This window comes from Citrobacter sp. RHBSTW-00944 (assembly GCF_013615435.1).
Classification (GTDB): domain Bacteria; phylum Pseudomonadota; class Gammaproteobacteria; order Enterobacterales; family Enterobacteriaceae; genus Citrobacter; species Citrobacter braakii.
On record NZ_CP055418.1, the window covers coordinates 1,745,185 to 1,761,701 of the forward strand.

Here is a 16,517-nt window from a genome sequence, read left to right on the forward strand (position 1 = left end):
TCTTATCTACGTTGTAAGGATCGTTATGAACGCATTGTTATCAAATCCCTTCAAAGAAGGATTACGCAAAGGGGAAGTCCAGGTCGGCCTGTGGCTCAGTTCGACCACCTCTTACATGGCGGAGATTGCCGCGACGTCGGGCTATGACTGGCTGCTGATTGATGGAGAACACGCGCCGAACACGGTGCAGGATCTTTACCATCAGTTGCAGGCGATTGCGCCTTATGCCAGCCAGCCTGTGGTTCGCCCGGTGGAAGGCAGTAAAGTGAAGTGGTTTACTGAATTTGGCCACCTGAACAGAGGTGATATGCTCACCTCAGAACAACACAGGTGCCATAATGAAAAAAAGAAATTTCAGCGCAGAGTTTAAACGCGAATCCGCTCAACTGGTCGTTGACCAGAATTACACCGTGGCAGATGCAGCCAGCGCTATGGATGTCGGCCTTTCCACAATGACGCGATGGGTGAAACAATTACGTGATGAGCGGCAGGGAAAAACACCAAAAGCCTCTCCCATTACCCCGGAACAAATTGAAATCCGTGAGCTCAGGAAAAAGCTACAACGTATTGAAATGGAAAATGAAATATTAAAAAAGGCTACCGCGCTCTTGATGTCAGACTCCCTGAACAGTTCTCGATAATCGGGAAACTCAGGGCGCGTTATCCTGTGGCCACTCTCTGCCATGTGTTCGGGGTCCATCGCAGCAGCTACAAATACTGGAAAAACCGTCCTGAAAAGCCAGACGGCAGACGGGCTGTATTACGCAGCCAGGTACTTGAACTGCATGGCATCAGCCACGGCTCTGCCGGAGCAAGAAGCATCGCCACAATGGCAACCCAGAGAGGCTACCAGATGGGGCGCTGGCTTGCTGGCAGACTCATGAAAGAGCTGGGGCTGGTCAGTTGCCAGCAGCCGACTCACCGGTATAAGCGTGGCGGCCATGAGCACGTTGCTATCCCGAATCATCTTGAGCGACAGTTCGCCGTAACGGAACCAAATCAGGTGTGGTGCGGTGATGTGACCTATATCTGGACGGGTAAGCGCTGGGCGTACCTCGCCGTTGTTCTCGACCTGTTCGCAAGAAAACCAGTGGGCTGGGCCATGTCGTTCTCGCCGGACAGCAGGCTTACCATGAAAGCACTGGAAATGGCATGGGAAACCCGTGGTAAGCCCGTCGGGGTGATGTTCCACAGCGATAGTAATAATGCCGATGTCAGTCTTTACCACCACTTAGTTTGCCGTTTAACCAGATTGGTGTGATTACTGATGCAGTGAAGACCTTCCCGCATCCTGACTCACACAGCGATCGACCTTTTGTGTCCTGCCCTGGACCCGTCGGTTGCCGGAAGCGCCTTCATGCGAGGCATCTCCTCACCGATGCGCGTGACTCAAGAAGGGCCTGACGGCTTGTCTCGTTACTGTCCTGTCCGGGTTATCTGTCTGGAGATTCAACTCTGTTTCCTCACAGGAGCTCTGTCATGGTTGATAAAGTTACCGAAGCTGCCGTTGTGGGTGGCGTGGATACACATAAAGATTTGCACGTTGCCGCTGTCGTAGATCAGAACAATAAAGTCCTTGGGACTCAGTATTTCTCCACAACACGACAAGGTTACCGGCAGATGCTGGCATGGATGACCTCGTTTGGGACATTAAAGCGAATTGGTGTTGAGTGCACAGGTACCTATGGTTCCGGTTTGCTTCGTTATTTTCAGAACGCCGGGTTAGAAGTTCTTGAGGTGACTGCTCCAGACCGGATGGAGCGACGCAAACGGGGTAAAAGTGACACAATTGATGCTGAATGTGCCGCTCATGCAGCATTCTCAGGCATCAGGACAGTTACTCCCAAAACGCGTGATGGCATGATTGAGTCCCTGCGGGTATTAAAAACTTGCCGAAAAACAGCAATATCAGCCCGCAGAGTCGCTCTCCAGATTATCCATTCAAATATTATCTCTGCCCCGGATGAATTACGTGAACAGCTCAGAAATATGACGCGCATGCAGCTCATCAGGACCCTGGGTTCCTGGAGACCTGATGCCAGTGAATACCGCAATGTAACCAACGTTTATCGCATTTCATTAAAGTCCCTTGCCCGACGCTATCTCGAGTTACATGACGAAATCGCTGATCTGGATGTCATGATTGCGGCAATTGTCGACGAGTTGGCACCTGAGCTGATTAAACGTAATGCTATCGGATACGAAAGCGCTTCACAGTTGCTGATCACTGCCGGAGACAATCCTCAACGGTTAAGATCAGAATCAGGATTTGCGGCACTGTGTGGTGTCAGCCCGGTCCCCGTTTCTTCTGGAAAAACGAACCGTTACCGACTTAATCGTGGTGGAGATCGTGCTGCAAATAGTGCACTTCACATCATCGCCATCGGACGCTTACGAACTGACGCAAAAACAAAGGAATATGTCGCCAGGCGTGTAGCCGAAGGACATACAAAAATGGAAGCGATACGCTGTCTAAAGCGATATATCTCCCGCGAAGTTTACACGTTACTGCGCAATCAAAACAGGCGGATCAACAGTATCCCGATAACAGCTTGACTCTTAGAAGGGCGTCCAAGGCAGTCATTATACGAGCAGGCAGTTCCGGCAGTTACTGTGGCGATACCGGATCAGGCAGAGTATGAGTCGGCGTGGAAACTGCTGGGATAACAGCCCAATGGAGCGCTTCTTCAGGAGTCTGAAGAACGAATGGGTGCCAGCGACGGGCTATGTAAGCTTCAGCGATGCAGCTCACGCAATAACGGACTATATCGTTGGATATTACAGCGCACTAAGACCGCACGAATATAATGGTGGGTTACCACCAAACGAATCAGAAAACCGATACTGGAAAAACTCTAACGCGGTGGCCAGTTTTAGTTGACCACAACAAAGCGTTGATCAAGCAGGTGCTGGATATTGGCGCGCAGACGCTGCTTGTCCCGATGGTCGACAGCGCAGAGCAGGCGCTTCAGGTGGTTTCCGCGACTCGTTATCCACCGCTCGGCGAGCGTGGTGTCGGCGCCAGCGTGGCACGGGCGGCGCGCTGGGGACGTATCGACAATTATATGGCCCAGGCTAATGAATCACTCTGCCTGCTGGTACAGGTCGAAAGCAAAGCGGCACTGGATAATCTGGATGCCATTCTGGACGTTGACGGTATTGACGGTGTCTTTATTGGCCCGGCGGATCTTTCTGCGTCGTTGGGCTATCCGGATAATGCCGGACACCCGGAGGTGCAGCGGATCATTGAGCAAAGCATTCGCCGTATTCGCGCAGCCGGAAAAGCAGCCGGTTTCCTCGCTGTTGACCCAGCAATGGCGCAGAAATGTCTGCAATGGGGAGCAAATTTTGTCGCGGTAGGCGTGGATACCATGCTTTATACCGAAGCGCTGGATCGCAGGCTGGCAATGTTTAAGCCAGACCAGAGTACGCAAAAGTTGAAAAGCAGTTATTAATATCGGGCCCGATGGTGTAGCGCCATCGGGCCTGAAATAGCTCCTAATGGTGATGTTCTGTCACGTCGTCAGCAGAAAATCCGGTAATGGTCAGGACTGTCTCATGATCGATGCCTCGCTCCAGCATCATGCGGGCAATACGTAATGCTTCTTCTCGTGTTCCTTTTAGCCAGCCTTCCTGCAATCCATTGTGATGGCCTTCCTGGCGTAGTTTCTCTGCGATCGTCATCAATTTCTCCTTGTTATGGGGTGAGCGCCCGGCAATTTCACGGATAAATTCGCTGACATGAGAAGCCTCACCGCGCTGTAGCAGATAATTAAACAGCGTTTGCAACTGGCTGTCATTAACGGTACGAGTAACTAAAAGCGCGACCAGCCTGTCCACCAGTCCCATCAAATCGCGATCGCGGATATGTTTTTGCATCAGTTCAAGTAGAGCGATACGCCGATGCTGCATAATCTCGTCGTCAGATACCACAGTGATGTCCACTAGCGGAAATGCTTCTGAGTAAAGCTTGCGCGCCAGTTGTGGGTAATCAAATTCGTCCAGCCAGTTGAGCGACCACGGATACGGGCTCTGTTGCCCGTGATAAAAAAGCATGGGGATAACCAGAGGTAGCGTTCTGTATCCGGCATCCAGGTGATATTGCATGGCGGCAGTGGCATAACGCATCAGATGAAATGCCATGTGTTGTACCGCTGTACTCTGATGTTCGATAACGCAGTAGATGTAGCCTTCACCTTCGCGGGTTTTTAACGACCACAATACGTCGGAATAGTAAGCACGGAGATCCTTTTCGATAAAACTGGTAGGCTCCAGCTTCAGCGTTTGCAGGTCACATATCTCGCGTAATGCGACGGGAAGGTGAATTTCAAGAAAATCGCGAGCCATCTCAGGATAAGAAATTATCTTTTTAAAAACCGCATCATGCGGTGTTGATGTTGCTGATTTAGCCATGGTAGTCCGTCACCAGAGGAAGAAGATGGCGTGACGGTACCCACGGATGACGCGGGTTGCATTCGTGGAATTGATTCTTTGCGTGGAGGAGTCAGAGATAAATACGTCCGGTTGCAACGTATTCAGTTATGTACAACGGCATTCGCAAAATGCCCGGTAGCCAACGCCACCGGGCAACAGAATTAACCTAACGCTTTGGCAAGCAGGGTGATGGGGTGTTCGCAGCGTTTGCTTGTCGACATCTCAATCTGCCATTTACAGGTTTCGCAGTCGGTGACGACGATATCAGCGCCGCTGTCTTCAATCTGGCGGAACAGCGGTGCGCCAATGGACTGCGATGTCGGGTAGTTTTCCTTTTTAAAGCCGTATGTCCCGGCAATCCCGCAGCATTGCGAGTCCAGCACCGTTAGCTCCAGCCCTGGAATTTGTCGTAGCAGTTCCAGCGTGTAGAGCGTCCAGCCCATTTTCTCCATGTGGCATGGCGTGTGGTAGACCACTTTCAGCGGCAGCGTTTTCAGCGGCAGCGTTTTGCCTTCATCCAGCTTGCGCCACAGCCAGCGGGTTGCCAGTTCAATGTGTTCGCGTAGACCTGAGTTGTCGACGTCCAGCACTTCCGGATATTCATCACGCAGCGCAAAGGTGCAGGTTGATGAGGTGGCGATCACCGGAATGCCTTTACCGTCAATTGCTTCTCTGAGCGAGGCCACGTTGCTCACCGCCTGCTTACGCGCTTTATCGGTAAAGCCGTTGGCAATCAGCGGTACGCCGCAGCATTTCTCTTTGCTCAGCAGTTGCACCCCGGTTCCCATCGCATTCAACACTTTGATCAGGTCTTTGCCGAGCTGCGGATGGTTATAATTCACAAAACAGCCGTGGAAAAAGGCAACCTGATCCTGATATTGCGCTTGCTGTGCGGCAACGCTGCGATACCAGCGGCGGAAGGTACCGAAAGAGTACTTCGGCAGCGTACGGCGATGGTCGATTTTTAGCGCGTAATCCAGCAACTGACGCACCGGTTTGAGTGAGGTGGCGGTATTCACTATCGGGGCGAACGGTGTGGACACGCTACCCATCAAATCGGTATGGCTTAAGACGAAGTTACGCAGCGACGGACGCGTAGTGTCGTATTTGGCGCGCGCGCGTTGGATGATATCGCCAATCTTCACATCTGACGGACAGGCCACTTCGCAGCGCTTACAGTTGATGCAGTATTTCAGCGCATCGTCATATAACGCGCCATCTTTCAGGCGCAGACGCTCACCGTCCGGTCCGGCCTGTTTAGGACCAGGGTAGTTCGGATTGACGCGACTTACCGGGCAGGCCGTGGTGCACACCGTGCATTTGATACAACTTTCAAAACGTGTGTCGCTCATTGCTGGCCTCCTGCACGTTTCGCAATATGATGTGCGGCGTGTAAGGCGCTAACAGCGCACACGCCGCCTCCGCAACCCTGGGCGATAGGGTCGAATCCGCCGAGAACGGAACCGATGGCATACATGTTCTCTATCGTTTGTCCCGCCAGCGACGGGCGCAGCCCGGCATCGGTCGTAACGCCAAACTGCTGCCACGGTTGTGGGTCGAAGACGTCACGCTCATACCACTCGGCGCGCGTGGCGGTTTGCTGTACATCCAGCCCCAGGATAGGTTCGTAGATGGCCTCACGCGTGGCGACCAGCCCGCTGCTGAAGAAGCTGCCGCTGGCGAGCACGGCGAAACGTGGCCGCAAAGGAATATCGGCATGATTACGGGTCCAGATTTCGCTGACTACGCCGTCCTGACAGGTGATTTTCTTCACTTCATCACCCGGCATCCAGACGCCGCCCTGGCTCACAAACTGGCGCTGCAATTTGTTATGCAAACGCATACCCAGTACCGAAGGCGGGAGGGTCGGTAACAGCGTCAGCGAGCAGGGGAGACGCTCGTTAAGCCATTGCCAGAGCTGTTCATCCGCCAGACCGAAGCAGGCCGGCATAATTATCATGTCGCAGGTTTTTGCTACTGGCAGTAAAGCGTCATAGAGCAGCGACCATTTATCTTCGTTATCCAGCAGGCGCGCAATATTGACGGCGCGAAACTCGGTCGGGTTATCACGCAGGACATCCAGCTCAGGCAGATCGATTTCTGCCGTCTCGACGCTGAGATTGCGTTGACGCAGCGACGCCGCGGCGAGATGTGCCTGAAAATCCAGTAAACCGCTAATACCTACAACGCAGATACGCTGCGCGGACAGCGGCCAGACCGGAACTTCCGGGGAACTTAACCAGGTTGAGCGCAGCGTTCCCAGCGGGGTGATGCGTTGATGTGACTGATGTACCTTGCCTTGCAAATGCGTTCCGCATTCTTCCAGCAGATTTTGCGCCTGCTGGGCCAGCTCCAGGACGTTGTGCGTTCCGATGGTGCTGTACGGGTGCGCGGGGGCCTGAGTGCGCAGCGCATTCAGGCCTGCTTCTATATCCGTCACCGGTTGGCCATCGGGTAAGTTGCTGAGCAAATCCAGTGAGCCGGAGGAGAAATGCAGGGCGCTTTGGCCGCGAGTGACAATCGTGCAGCGTAAACCGCTTTTTTGCAGTTGCAGGCCGCACAGTAGTCCGGCCAGGCCGCCGCCGATAATGACGGTATCAAATTTCATCCTGGTGCTCCTTTTCCAGACCGCACAATCCCTGATAGACCCAGCGTGTGAATTCGCTTTCGCGCAGCGCATCTCCCCAGGCGATAGGCTGCACGCCTTTCCAGCGTTCATTGAGGAAATCGGAAAGCTGAGTGATAGATTGCGCGGCGGTGGTGACATTAAAACGTTGCAGCAAACCTGCGGCGCGGCAGGCACACAATTCGCCCTGGCAGGTCCCCATTCCAACACGGGTACGGCGACGCAAATCCAGCAGGCTGTTGACGGTCAAATTCTCGACGGCGTACTGCACTTCACCTGCAGTGACCGCTTCGCATTCACAGACCAGGCTGCGGTGCTGACGACCTTCGCTAAGCCACGCAGGGGTGCGATCGCCGTGACGGTAGACCGCTGAGCCGCGCAGTGGCGCGGGCAACGAGATCACGCGTTTGAGCGTATGCTCGGTCGATTCTTGTGAGCCAGGCAGCGCCGTGTCTGCCGTTGTGCAAGGTTGGGTATTGCCCAGTTTACGGCAAACGGCATCGGTGGCCCACTCTGCCATCAGGCGGTAGGTCATCAATTTGCCGCCGGTAATGGTGATAAACCCGTCTAGTCCGTCACGCTGGGCATGATCGAACAGTACAATCCCACGGCTGACGTTACGGCCACTTGGATCGTCGTCGCTGGCTACCAGAGGACGCACGCCGGAGTAGGCGCGTAAAATGCGCGTTTTCGCCATAATCGGCGCCAGTTTTTCGCCTTCACGCAGCAGTATATCGACCTCTTCTGCGGTGACGCGGTTGCTGTCGATATCATCGTAATCAATGTGCTGTGAGGTGGTGCCAATCAGCGAAATGGTATCACCGGGCACCAGGATATCGGCGTCAGATGGCTTACGACAGCGGTTGATGACATGCTGGTTAATGCGGTGATCCATAATCAGCAGCGAACCTTTGGCCGGGAACATACGGATGCTCAGATCGGCATATTCCGCAATGCGCTGGCCCCAGATCCCGGCGGCGTTGACGACTACCGGTGCATGCAGAGACTGCATCTCACCCGTCAGATGATTGCGTACGTTCACGCCGCAAACCGTTGCCCCTTCACGAATCAGTCCCGTCACTTCATGCGCCGTTAAGATTACTGCGCCATGCTCACGCGCATCCAGCATGTTGGCGGCGGTTAAGCGGAAAGGATCAACCGTGCCGTCCGGCACTTTTACCGCGCCAATCAGCTGTGGGTTGACGGAAGGTTCGATAATGCGCGCCTGCTTAGGGTCAATTGCTTCTGCGCGAATACCGGCCTCTTCACAGGCGCGAATAAAGGTTGCCTGGAAGGAGAGTTCATCTTCCGGCAGGGTAATAAACAGACCGTCCGTCGGCTCAACGCAATGACGGGCGATACGTTTGAGAATTTGGTTTTCGCTGATGCACTCCCGGGCAGATTCAGCGTCGGTGACGGCGTAGCGTGCACCGCTGTGCAGCAGACCGTGGTTACGTCCGGTCGCCCCTGTGGCGATATCGTGGCGTTCCACTAAGATGACGCGCAACCCGCGCAGCGCACAATCGCGTGCGATCCCTGCACCTGTTGCTCCTCCACCAATGATAATCACGTCACTTGTTTGCGAGTCGCGAATTTTCATTGTTTTTCCTCACAGTTCGTTTTTTATCATTTAGCCACATAAAAAACATGGATTGTTTGATTTCGCGCATAATCGCTCATTATTCGAAAATGAAACGTGATTTCGTGCGCCTTTATGAACATTTGTCATAAATCTGTAACAATATGTGCAGCGTTTCACATTTTTGTTATGTATCTTTCCTTAACATCGCGGCCACACTGGGAGCGGTAGGGTAGTAATGACGAACTGCAGTGTTTACTTCGAATGAAAGACGGCCACGGAGGCTACACTATGTTGAGCATTTTTAAACCAGCGTCACACACGGCGCGTTTGCCTGCAGCGGAGATCGACCCGACATATCGTCGATTACGTTGGCAGATCTTTCTGGGGATTTTCTTTGGTTATGCCGCGTACTATCTGGTACGTAAGAACTTTGCCCTTGCGATGCCGTACCTGGTTGAGCAAGGTTTCTCGCGTGGCGATCTGGGTTTTGCGTTATCCGGTATCTCCATTGCTTACGGATTTTCGAAATTCATCATGGGGTCCGTTTCGGATCGCTCGAATCCGCGCGTTTTCCTGCCAGCGGGTCTGATTCTGGCCGCCGCAGTCATGTTGTTCATGGGCTTTGTGCCGTGGGCGACTTCGAGCATTGCGGTTATGTTTGTGCTGCTGTTCCTCTGCGGATGGTTCCAGGGAATGGGGTGGCCGCCGTGTGGTCGTACCATGGTGCACTGGTGGTCGCAGAAAGAGCGTGGGGGCATTGTTTCCGTCTGGAACTGTGCGCACAACGTGGGCGGTGGTCTGCCTCCTCTGTTGTTCCTGCTGGGTATGGCCTGGTTCAATGACTGGAAAGCGGCGCTGTATATGCCTGCTTTCGGTGCGATCGTCGTCGCGCTGTTTGCTTTTGCTCTGATGCGTGATACGCCGCAGTCTTGTGGCCTGCCGCCTATCGAAGAGTACAAGAACGACTATCCGGACGATTACAACGAGAAAGCGGAAGAAGAGCTGACTGCGAAGCAGATCTTCATGCAATACGTACTGCCGAACAAACTGTTGTGGTACATCGCTATCGCCAACGTGTTTGTTTATCTGCTGCGTTACGGCATCCTAGACTGGTCCCCGACCTATCTGAAAGAAGTGAAACATTTCGCGCTGGATAAATCATCCTGGGCCTACTTCCTGTATGAATATGCGGGTATTCCGGGCACGCTGCTGTGCGGCTGGATGTCGGATAAAGTCTTCCGTGGCAACCGTGGTGCGACCGGCGTGTTCTTTATGACGCTGGTGACTATCGCGACTATCGTCTACTGGATGAACCCGGCAGGCAACCCGAACGTGGATATGGCTTGTATGATTATCATCGGCTTCCTGATCTACGGTCCGGTAATGTTGATTGGTCTGCATGCGCTGGAACTGGCACCGAAAAAAGCGGCGGGTACGGCGGCTGGCTTTACCGGTCTGTTCGGTTATCTCGGCGGTTCCGTAGCGGCGAGCGCCATTGTTGGCTATACCGTTGACTTCTTCGGTTGGGACGGCGGCTTTATGGTGATGATTGGCGGTAGCGTGCTGGCGGTTATTCTGCTGGTGGTCGTCATGATTGGCGAAAAACGCCATCACGAAGAGATCGCACTGAAGCGTAACGGGGGCTAATAGATGAAAACCACATTGAAAAGTCTCAGCGTGGCGCTAATGCTGACAGGTATTGTGGTGAGCAGCGCGGCGGTTGCCGCAGAAAAAATCGTGATTGCGCACCGTGGCGCCAGCGGTTATCTACCGGAGCATACGCTGCCAGCAAAAGCGATGGCTTATGCTCAGGGGGCTGATTACCTGGAACAGGATTTGGTGATGACCAAGGACGACCATCTGGTTGTCCTGCATGACCACTACCTTGACCGCGTCACCGATGTTGCCGAGCGTTTCCCGGATCGTGCGCGTAAAGATGGGCGCTATTACGCTATCGACTTTACGCTGGATGAGATTAAATCGCTGAAATTTACCGAAGGCTTTGATATCGAAAATGGCAAAAAGGTCCAGACCTACCCAGGGCGTTTCCCGATGGGTAAATCTGATTTCCGTGTGCACACTTTCGAAGAAGAGATTGAGTTCGTTCAGGGATTAAATCATTCAACCGGTAAAAACATTGGCATTTACCCGGAAATGAAAGCGCCGTGGTTCCATCATCAGGAAGGGAAGGACATTGCGGCTAAAACGCTGGAAGTGCTGAAAAAGTACGGGTACACCGACAAGAATGACAAGGTTTATCTACAGTGTTTTGATGTCGCAGAGTTAAAGCGCATTAAGAATGAACTGGAACCGAAGATGGGGATGGATCTCAATCTGGTACAGTTGATTGCGTACACTGACTGGAATGAAACTCAGGAGAAAAAGCCGGACGGTAGTTGGGTTAATTACAACTACGACTGGATGTTTAAACCGGGTGCCATGAAGCAGGTTGCGCAGTATGCGGACGGCATTGGGCCGGACTATCACATGCTGATTGATGAGAAGTCGAAGAAAGGCAATATCTCGTTAACGGGTATGGTACAGGACGCGCATCAGAATAAGATGGTGGTGCATCCTTATACCGTTCGTGCCGATCAGCTGCCGGATTACACCACTGACGTAAACCAGCTGTATGACATTCTGTATAGCAAGGCGGGCGTTGACGGGCTGTTCACCGACTTCCCCGACAAAGCAGTGACATTCCTGAATAAAGAGTAATGGCACAAGGTCTGTGATGCACCTCCGGTCACAGGCCTGGTTGGATCAAACGTTATTAACGGCTAGATAAGGCCGTCTGCCGTCAACGTGGCCATACCTGCCTCCAGGAGAAATAAAGAGCTGCCGTCCATCGGCGGCTCTTTTTTAGTCGTAATTTTTATCCCGCCACGCGTTACAGCTCTATTTCAATATCGCCTTTTGCCCGACAGCAGCAGGGCAAAATTTCACCTGGCTGAATGAAGGCCAGAGGTTCGGCAATCCAGTCGACCTGTCCCGCTACCAGACGGGTACGGCAGGAGCCGCAATAACCTGCGCGGCACTGGTATTCAACTTCAACATTGTGCGATTCGAGCGCGGCAAGCAGGGAAGGGTGTTCATCCTGGCACAGCAGTTGTGTGCCAGAGATGCGCAGAGTAACGCGGCCCATCAGAGCTGGAAGTTACTCAGGTCGTCGGTATCGACTTCCGAATCGATCTGGCCGACCAGGTAAGAGCTGACTTCCACTTCCTGCGGCGCAACCTGCACGTTATCAGACACCAGCCAGGTGTTGATCCATGGGATTGGGTTAGAGCGGGTCTGGAACGGCAAGTCGAGTCCGACAGCCTGCATACGGATGTTGGTGATGTACTCAACGTACTGGCACAGAATGTCTTTATTCAGGCCAATCATTGAGCCGTCACGGAACAGATAATCCGCCCACTCTTTTTCCTGCAGCGCGGCCTGTACGAACAGGTCGTAGCATTCTTGTTTACACTCTTCGGCGATTTCCGCCATTTCCGGATCGTCCACGCCGCTGCGCAGCAGATTCAGCATATGCTGGGTCCCGGTCAAATGCAGGGCTTCATCGCGGGCGATCAGGCGAATAATTTTCGCGTTGCCTTCCATCAGTTCACGTTCGGCGAAGGCGAAGGAGCAGGCGAAGCTGACGTAGAAGCGGATCGCTTCCAGCGCGTTCACGCTCATCAGGCACAGATACAGCTTCTTCTTCAGTTCACGCAGGCTTACGACAACCGTTTTACCGTTAACGGTATGCGTGCCCTCGCCCAGCAAATGCCAGTAGCTGGTCATCTCAATCAATTCGTCGTAATAGCTGGAAATGCCTTCCGCGCGTTTCTGGATCTGCTCGTTGGTGACGATGTCATCAAACACCACCGCCGGATCGTTCACGATGTTACGAATGATGTGGGTGTAGGAACGGGAGTGGATCGTTTCTGAAAACGCCCATGTTTCCACCCAGGTTTCCAGCTCAGGGATCGAGATTAACGGCAGCAGCGCCACGTTCGGGCTACGTCCCTGAATGGAGTCCAGCAGCGTCTGATATTTCAGGTTACTGATGAAGATATGCTTTTCATGTTCCGGCAGCGCCTGGAAGTCGATGCGATCGCGAGAAACATCAACTTCTTCCGGACGCCAGAAGAAAGAGAGCTGCTTTTCGATCAGTTTTTCGAAGATGTCATATTTTTGCTGATCGTAGCGGGCGACGTTCACCGGCTGGCCGAAGAACATCGGTTCCAGAAGTTGGTTATTTTTCGTCTGTGAAAAAGTGGTGTATGCCATTGATGTGAATCCTTTGTGGGATGAGTGCCGGATGGCGTTACAAGCACCCTTTCCGGCCTACAAACCAAGCTACTGTAGGCCGGGTGAGCCTGGTGCCACCCGGCATCGTTCATCAGATCTTACATGCGCCGCTTTCGCAGCCGTCGTCCTGAATGGACGGCACCAGATCGTCCTGAGAATCTTCCGCACCGTCACGGGTGTTTTGATAATACAGCGTTTTGACACCAAATTTGTAGGCGGTGAGCAGGTCTTTCAGCAACTGCTGCATCGGTACTTTTCCGGATGGGAAGCGCGACGGATCATAGTTGGTGTTGGCGGAAATCGACTGATCGATAAATTTCTGCATGATACCTACCAGTTGCAGATAGCCATCGTTGTTCGGCATTTCCCACAGCAGTTCGTACGCGTCGTGCAGGTGTTCGTAGTCCGGCACGACTTGGCGCAGAATACCGTCTTTCGACGCTTTGATGCTCACATAGCCGCGCGGTGGTTCAATACCGTTGGTGGCGTTAGAGATCTGCGAAGAGGTCTCCGATGGCATCAGGGCTGACAGCGTGGAGTTACGCAGACCGTGCGTTTTGATGGATTCGCGCAGTTGTTCCCAGTCCAGATGCAGCGGCTCGTTGACAATAGCATCGAGATCTTTTTTATAGGTATCGATCGGCAGAATACCTTTGGAGTAGGTCGTTTCGTTAAACCACGGGCACGCGCCTTGCTCTTTCGCCAGCTCGTTAGAGGCTTTCATCAGGTAATACTGAATGGCTTCAAAGGTTTTGTGAGTCAGGTTGTTCGCGCTGCCGTCAGAATAACGCTTACCGTTTTTCGCCAGCCAGTAGGCGTAGTTGATCACGCCAATACCCAGCGTACGGCGACCCATCGCGCCGCGTTTGGCGGCAGGAATCGGATAATCCTGATAATCGAGCAGCGCATCCAGCGCGCGCACCGCCAATTCGGCCAGCTCTTCCAGCTCGTCCAGGCTGTTGATAGCACCGAGGTTAAATGCGGACAGCGTACACAGCGCAATTTCGCCGTTTTCGTCGTTAACGTCGGTCAGCGGTTTGGTCGGCAGGGCGATTTCCAGGCACAGGTTAGACTGGCGCACCGGAGCGACAATTGGATCAAACGGGCTATGGGTGTTGCAGTGGTCAACGTTCTGAATATAGATACGCCCGGTAGAGGCACGTTCCTGCATCATCAGTGAGAACAGCTCAACGGCTTTCACGCGTTGCTTGCGGATACTGTCGTCGTTTTCATATTTGGTGTACAGACGTTCGAATTCGTCCTGGTCAGCGAAGAACGCATCATACAGGCCTGGAACGTCGGACGGGCTGAACAGCGTGATGTCGCCGCCCTTCAGCAGACGGGTGTACATCAGTTTGTTGATCTGTACGCCGTAGTCCATGTGACGCACGCGGTTGCCTTCGACGCCACGGTTGTTTTTCAGGACCAGCAGGCTTTCAACTTCCAGGTGCCACATTGGGTAGAACAGCGTTGCAGCACCGCCGCGTACGCCGCCCTGGGAGCAGGATTTTACCGCGGTCTGGAAGTGCTTGTAGAACGGAATACAACCGGTGTGGAACGCTTCTCCGCCGCGGATCGGGCTACCCAGCGCACGGATGCGACCGGCGTTGATACCGATGCCGGCGCGCTGGGAAACGTATTTCACAATCGCGCTGGAGGTGGCGTTGATGGAGTCCAGGCTGTCGCCGCACTCGATCAGTACGCAGGAGCTGAACTGACGGGTAGGGGTGCGCACGCCGGACATAATCGGCGTCGGCAGCGAAATTTTAAACGTAGAAACGGCGTCGTAGAAACGTTTTACGTATTGCAGACGCGTTTCACGCGGATAGTTAGAGAACAGGCACGCCGCTACCAGAATGTAGAGGAACTGCGCGCTTTCATAAATCTCACCGGTAACACGGTTTTGTACCAGGTATTTACCTTCTAACTGCTTCACCGCAGCGTAGGAGAAGGTCATATCACGGTCGTGTACGATGAACGAGTCCATCTGCTTGAACTCTTCTTCCGTGTAGTCTTCCAGCAGATGATTGTCGTATTTGCCCATTTCAACCATTTTCACGACATGGTCGAACAGTTTCGGCGGTTCAAACTCGCCGTAGGCTTTTTTGCGCAGATGGAAAATCGCCAGGCGAGCAGCCAGGTACTGATAATCCGGTGCCTCGCGGGAGATCAGGTCGGCGGCAGCTTTGATGATTGTTTCATGGATATCGGATGTCTTGATACCGTCATAAAACTGAATGTGGGAGCGCAACTCGACCTGAGAAATCGATACGTTATTCAGTCCTTCTGCCGCCCAATCCAGAACTCGGTGGATTTTGTCGAGATTGATGCGCTCTGTACTACCATCACGCTTTGTCACCAGCAGACTCTGATTCATGTGGTTTTTTACCTGTCCGTGAAAGAAAAAATATCCCCCATATTATCCACAAAGTCATGTTGTGACTAAGTCTGTGGATAAATACTATATGTAGGGGTTGTTTGATAAAGTAGACGCTATATGGTGAGTATTCTAGTAGGGATTCTTTTCAGTACAAGAGTTGATTTTGAGGTTAAATTGAGGTTGCAAAAGGGTAATAATCGCTAAGTGCGCGTCTTATAAGGCCTGGCGAGGATGTCAATAATTGAGAAAAAAAATAGAAAATTTGATCGAGTGCTGATTTCTTCATCTAAGGCAAGGTAAGTTCTTATGACCTGGCGCAAAAATTGCCCTGACGATCCTACTCAGGATTGGTAGGCGATGCGCAGGCCCGAAAGCTGCGCACTATCAGGCACGGTGCCGGATTGCGGCGTTGCACGCCTTATCCGGCCGGGTGGAGGGGGTTAATCTGCTTGCGCGGTAGTGTGTAGCATATAGTTCACATCAACGCCGGGGCCGAGTTTAAAACTGTTGGTGATCGGGTTGTAGTGCAGGCCGGTCATATGACGCTCTTTCAGCACGGTCTGGTCAACCCACTCTAACAGTTCAGCCGGCTTAATGAATTTTTTCACATCATGCGTGCCTTTCGGCACCATACGCAAAATATATTCCGCGCCGACCACCGCCATTAGCCAGGATTTGCCGTTGCGATTAAGCGTGGAGAAAAACACTTCGCCGCCCGGTTTGACCAGTCTGGCGCAGGCCCTGACCACCGACTGCGGGTCCGGTACGTGCTCCAGCATTTCCATGCAGGTCACAACGTCATACTGATGCGCATGTTTTTCCGCATGTTCTTCAACCGTTTCTTGAACGTATTCCACCTGGATGCCACTCTCCAGCGCATGCAGTTTTGCTACCTGTAACGGTTCAAAGCCCATGTCAAGCCCGGTGACGGTTGCGCCCTCGCGCGCCATGCTTTCCGCCAGAATGCCGCCGCCGCAGCCGACGTCGAGTACCTTTTTACCAAACAGGCCGCCTGAGCGCTCCGTGATATAGCCCAGGCGCAGTGGGTTAATACGGTGCAGTGGCTTAAATTCACCCTCAAGATCCCACCAGCGTGACGCGACTGCTTCAAACTTGGCAATTTCTTCCTGATCAACGTTGTGAGTTACCGGAGGTTTTTCGGCATTCATTGGGGCTTCTACTCCTAAATTTGCGATGCA

Annotated in this window: 11 protein-coding genes and 4 pseudogenes; 7 read left to right on the forward strand and 8 right to left on the reverse strand. The window is 53.1% G+C overall.

Features of this window, described 5'->3' with window-relative positions; translation table 11 throughout:
- Nucleotides 1-25 precede the first annotated feature (25 nt).
- The 5 genes and pseudogenes from HV334_RS08280 to HV334_RS08300 all read left to right on the forward strand — a co-directional run.
- Nucleotides 26-265, forward strand: a pseudogene (locus tag HV334_RS08280) (aldolase/citrate lyase family protein); the annotation flags it as partial.
- Between the two features lie 73 nt (nt 266-338).
- Nucleotides 339-1,198: pseudogene (locus HV334_RS08285) on the forward strand (IS3-like element ISEc52 family transposase); the annotation flags it as partial.
- A 281-nt stretch (nt 1,199-1,479) separates the two neighbouring features.
- On the forward strand, nt 1,480-2,556 hold the full coding sequence (locus HV334_RS08290; protein WP_000227969.1) for an IS110 family transposase: 1,077 nt from the start codon (nt 1,480-1,482) through the stop codon (nt 2,554-2,556).
- A gap of 16 nt (nt 2,557-2,572) precedes the next feature.
- Nucleotides 2,573-2,881: pseudogene (locus tag HV334_RS08295) on the forward strand (integrase core domain-containing protein); the annotation flags it as partial.
- Nucleotides 2,868-3,455 (forward strand): annotated as a pseudogene (locus tag HV334_RS08300) (aldolase/citrate lyase family protein); the annotation flags it as partial. The pseudogenes HV334_RS08295 and HV334_RS08300, both read left to right, overlap by 14 nt.
- A 43-nt stretch (nt 3,456-3,498) precedes the next feature.
- Here HV334_RS08300 and HV334_RS08305 read toward each other — a convergent pair.
- The 4 genes from HV334_RS08305 to glpA all read right to left on the reverse strand — a co-directional run bounded on the left by HV334_RS08305 (nt 3,499) and on the right by glpA (nt 8,660).
- Entirely contained in the window at nt 3,499-4,413 is a 915-nt protein-coding gene (locus HV334_RS08305) for an Rpn family recombination-promoting nuclease/putative transposase (RefSeq protein ID WP_181221404.1), read from the reverse strand.
- 182 nt (nt 4,414-4,595) lie between these two features.
- Nucleotides 4,596-5,786, reverse strand: coding sequence for an anaerobic glycerol-3-phosphate dehydrogenase subunit GlpC (gene glpC / locus HV334_RS08310; RefSeq protein WP_016153805.1), 1,191 nt, complete (start codon nt 5,784-5,786; stop codon nt 4,596-4,598).
- Nucleotides 5,783-7,042, reverse strand: coding sequence for a glycerol-3-phosphate dehydrogenase subunit GlpB (gene glpB, locus HV334_RS08315; protein WP_181221405.1), 1,260 nt, complete (start codon nt 7,040-7,042; stop codon nt 5,783-5,785). The genes glpC and glpB overlap by 4 nt, the downstream gene beginning before the upstream one ends.
- On the reverse strand, nt 7,032-8,660 hold the full coding sequence (gene glpA, locus HV334_RS08320) for an anaerobic glycerol-3-phosphate dehydrogenase subunit A (RefSeq protein WP_016157025.1): 1,629 nt from the start codon (nt 8,658-8,660) through the stop codon (nt 7,032-7,034). Before glpA ends, glpB begins: the two co-directional genes overlap by 11 nt.
- 270 nt (nt 8,661-8,930) lie before the next feature.
- On the opposite strand from glpA, the gene glpT reads away from it, so the two are divergent.
- Together glpT and glpQ are read left to right on the forward strand one after the other, a co-directional pair.
- Nucleotides 8,931-10,289: a glycerol-3-phosphate transporter gene (glpT, locus tag HV334_RS08325; protein WP_016153802.1), complete on the forward strand. Its 1,359-nt coding sequence runs from the start codon at nt 8,931-8,933 to the stop codon at nt 10,287-10,289.
- A 3-nt stretch (nt 10,290-10,292) separates the two neighbouring features.
- Nucleotides 10,293-11,360, forward strand: coding sequence for a glycerophosphodiester phosphodiesterase (glpQ, locus tag HV334_RS08330; RefSeq protein ID WP_047500916.1), 1,068 nt, complete (start codon nt 10,293-10,295; stop codon nt 11,358-11,360).
- Nucleotides 11,361-11,532: 172 nt separating this feature from the next.
- Here glpQ and yfaE read toward each other — a convergent pair whose 3' ends face one another.
- The 4 genes from yfaE to ubiG all read right to left on the reverse strand — a co-directional run bounded on the left by yfaE (nt 11,533) and on the right by ubiG (nt 16,487).
- Entirely contained in the window at nt 11,533-11,787 is a 255-nt protein-coding gene (gene yfaE, locus HV334_RS08335; protein ID WP_016153800.1) for a ferredoxin-like diferric-tyrosyl radical cofactor maintenance protein YfaE, read from the reverse strand.
- The gene (gene nrdB / locus HV334_RS08340) at nt 11,787-12,917 is read right to left on the reverse strand and encodes a class Ia ribonucleoside-diphosphate reductase subunit beta (RefSeq protein WP_016153799.1); all 1,131 of its coding nucleotides are present in this window, start codon (nt 12,915-12,917) and stop codon (nt 11,787-11,789) included. The genes yfaE and nrdB overlap by 1 nt, the downstream gene beginning before the upstream one ends.
- A gap of 112 nt (nt 12,918-13,029) precedes the next feature.
- Entirely contained in the window at nt 13,030-15,315 is a 2,286-nt protein-coding gene (nrdA, locus tag HV334_RS08345; RefSeq protein WP_016153798.1) for a class 1a ribonucleoside-diphosphate reductase subunit alpha, read from the reverse strand.
- A 443-nt stretch (nt 15,316-15,758) separates the two neighbouring features.
- Entirely contained in the window at nt 15,759-16,487 is a 729-nt protein-coding gene (gene ubiG, locus HV334_RS08350; protein ID WP_016157023.1) for a bifunctional 2-polyprenyl-6-hydroxyphenol methylase/3-demethylubiquinol 3-O-methyltransferase UbiG, read from the reverse strand.
- Nucleotides 16,488-16,517 lie beyond the last annotated feature (30 nt).

What these genes read in the sequence shown, in the direction of transcription:
- HV334_RS08290 (WP_000227969.1), top strand. Translation starts at nt 1,480, where the DNA reads ATGGTTGATAAAGTTACCGAAGCTGCCGTTGTGGGTGGCGTGGATACA.
- HV334_RS08305 (WP_181221404.1), bottom strand. Translation starts at nt 4,413, where the DNA reads ATGGCTAAATCAGCAACATCAACACCGCATGATGCGGTTTTTAAAAAG.
- glpC (WP_016153805.1), bottom strand. Translation starts at nt 5,786, where the DNA reads ATGAGCGACACACGTTTTGAAAGTTGTATCAAATGCACGGTGTGCACC.
- glpB (WP_181221405.1), bottom strand. Translation starts at nt 7,042, where the DNA reads ATGAAATTTGATACCGTCATTATCGGCGGCGGCCTGGCCGGACTACTG.
- glpA (WP_016157025.1), bottom strand. Translation starts at nt 8,660, where the DNA reads ATGAAAATTCGCGACTCGCAAACAAGTGACGTGATTATCATTGGTGGA.
- glpT (WP_016153802.1), top strand. Translation starts at nt 8,931, where the DNA reads ATGTTGAGCATTTTTAAACCAGCGTCACACACGGCGCGTTTGCCTGCA.
- glpQ (WP_047500916.1), top strand. Translation starts at nt 10,293, where the DNA reads ATGAAAACCACATTGAAAAGTCTCAGCGTGGCGCTAATGCTGACAGGT.
- yfaE (WP_016153800.1), bottom strand. Translation starts at nt 11,787, where the DNA reads ATGGGCCGCGTTACTCTGCGCATCTCTGGCACACAACTGCTGTGCCAG.
- nrdB (WP_016153799.1), bottom strand. Translation starts at nt 12,917, where the DNA reads ATGGCATACACCACTTTTTCACAGACGAAAAATAACCAACTTCTGGAA.
- nrdA (WP_016153798.1), bottom strand. Translation starts at nt 15,315, where the DNA reads ATGAATCAGAGTCTGCTGGTGACAAAGCGTGATGGTAGTACAGAGCGC.
- ubiG (WP_016157023.1), bottom strand. Translation starts at nt 16,487, where the DNA reads ATGAATGCCGAAAAACCTCCGGTAACTCACAACGTTGATCAGGAAGAA.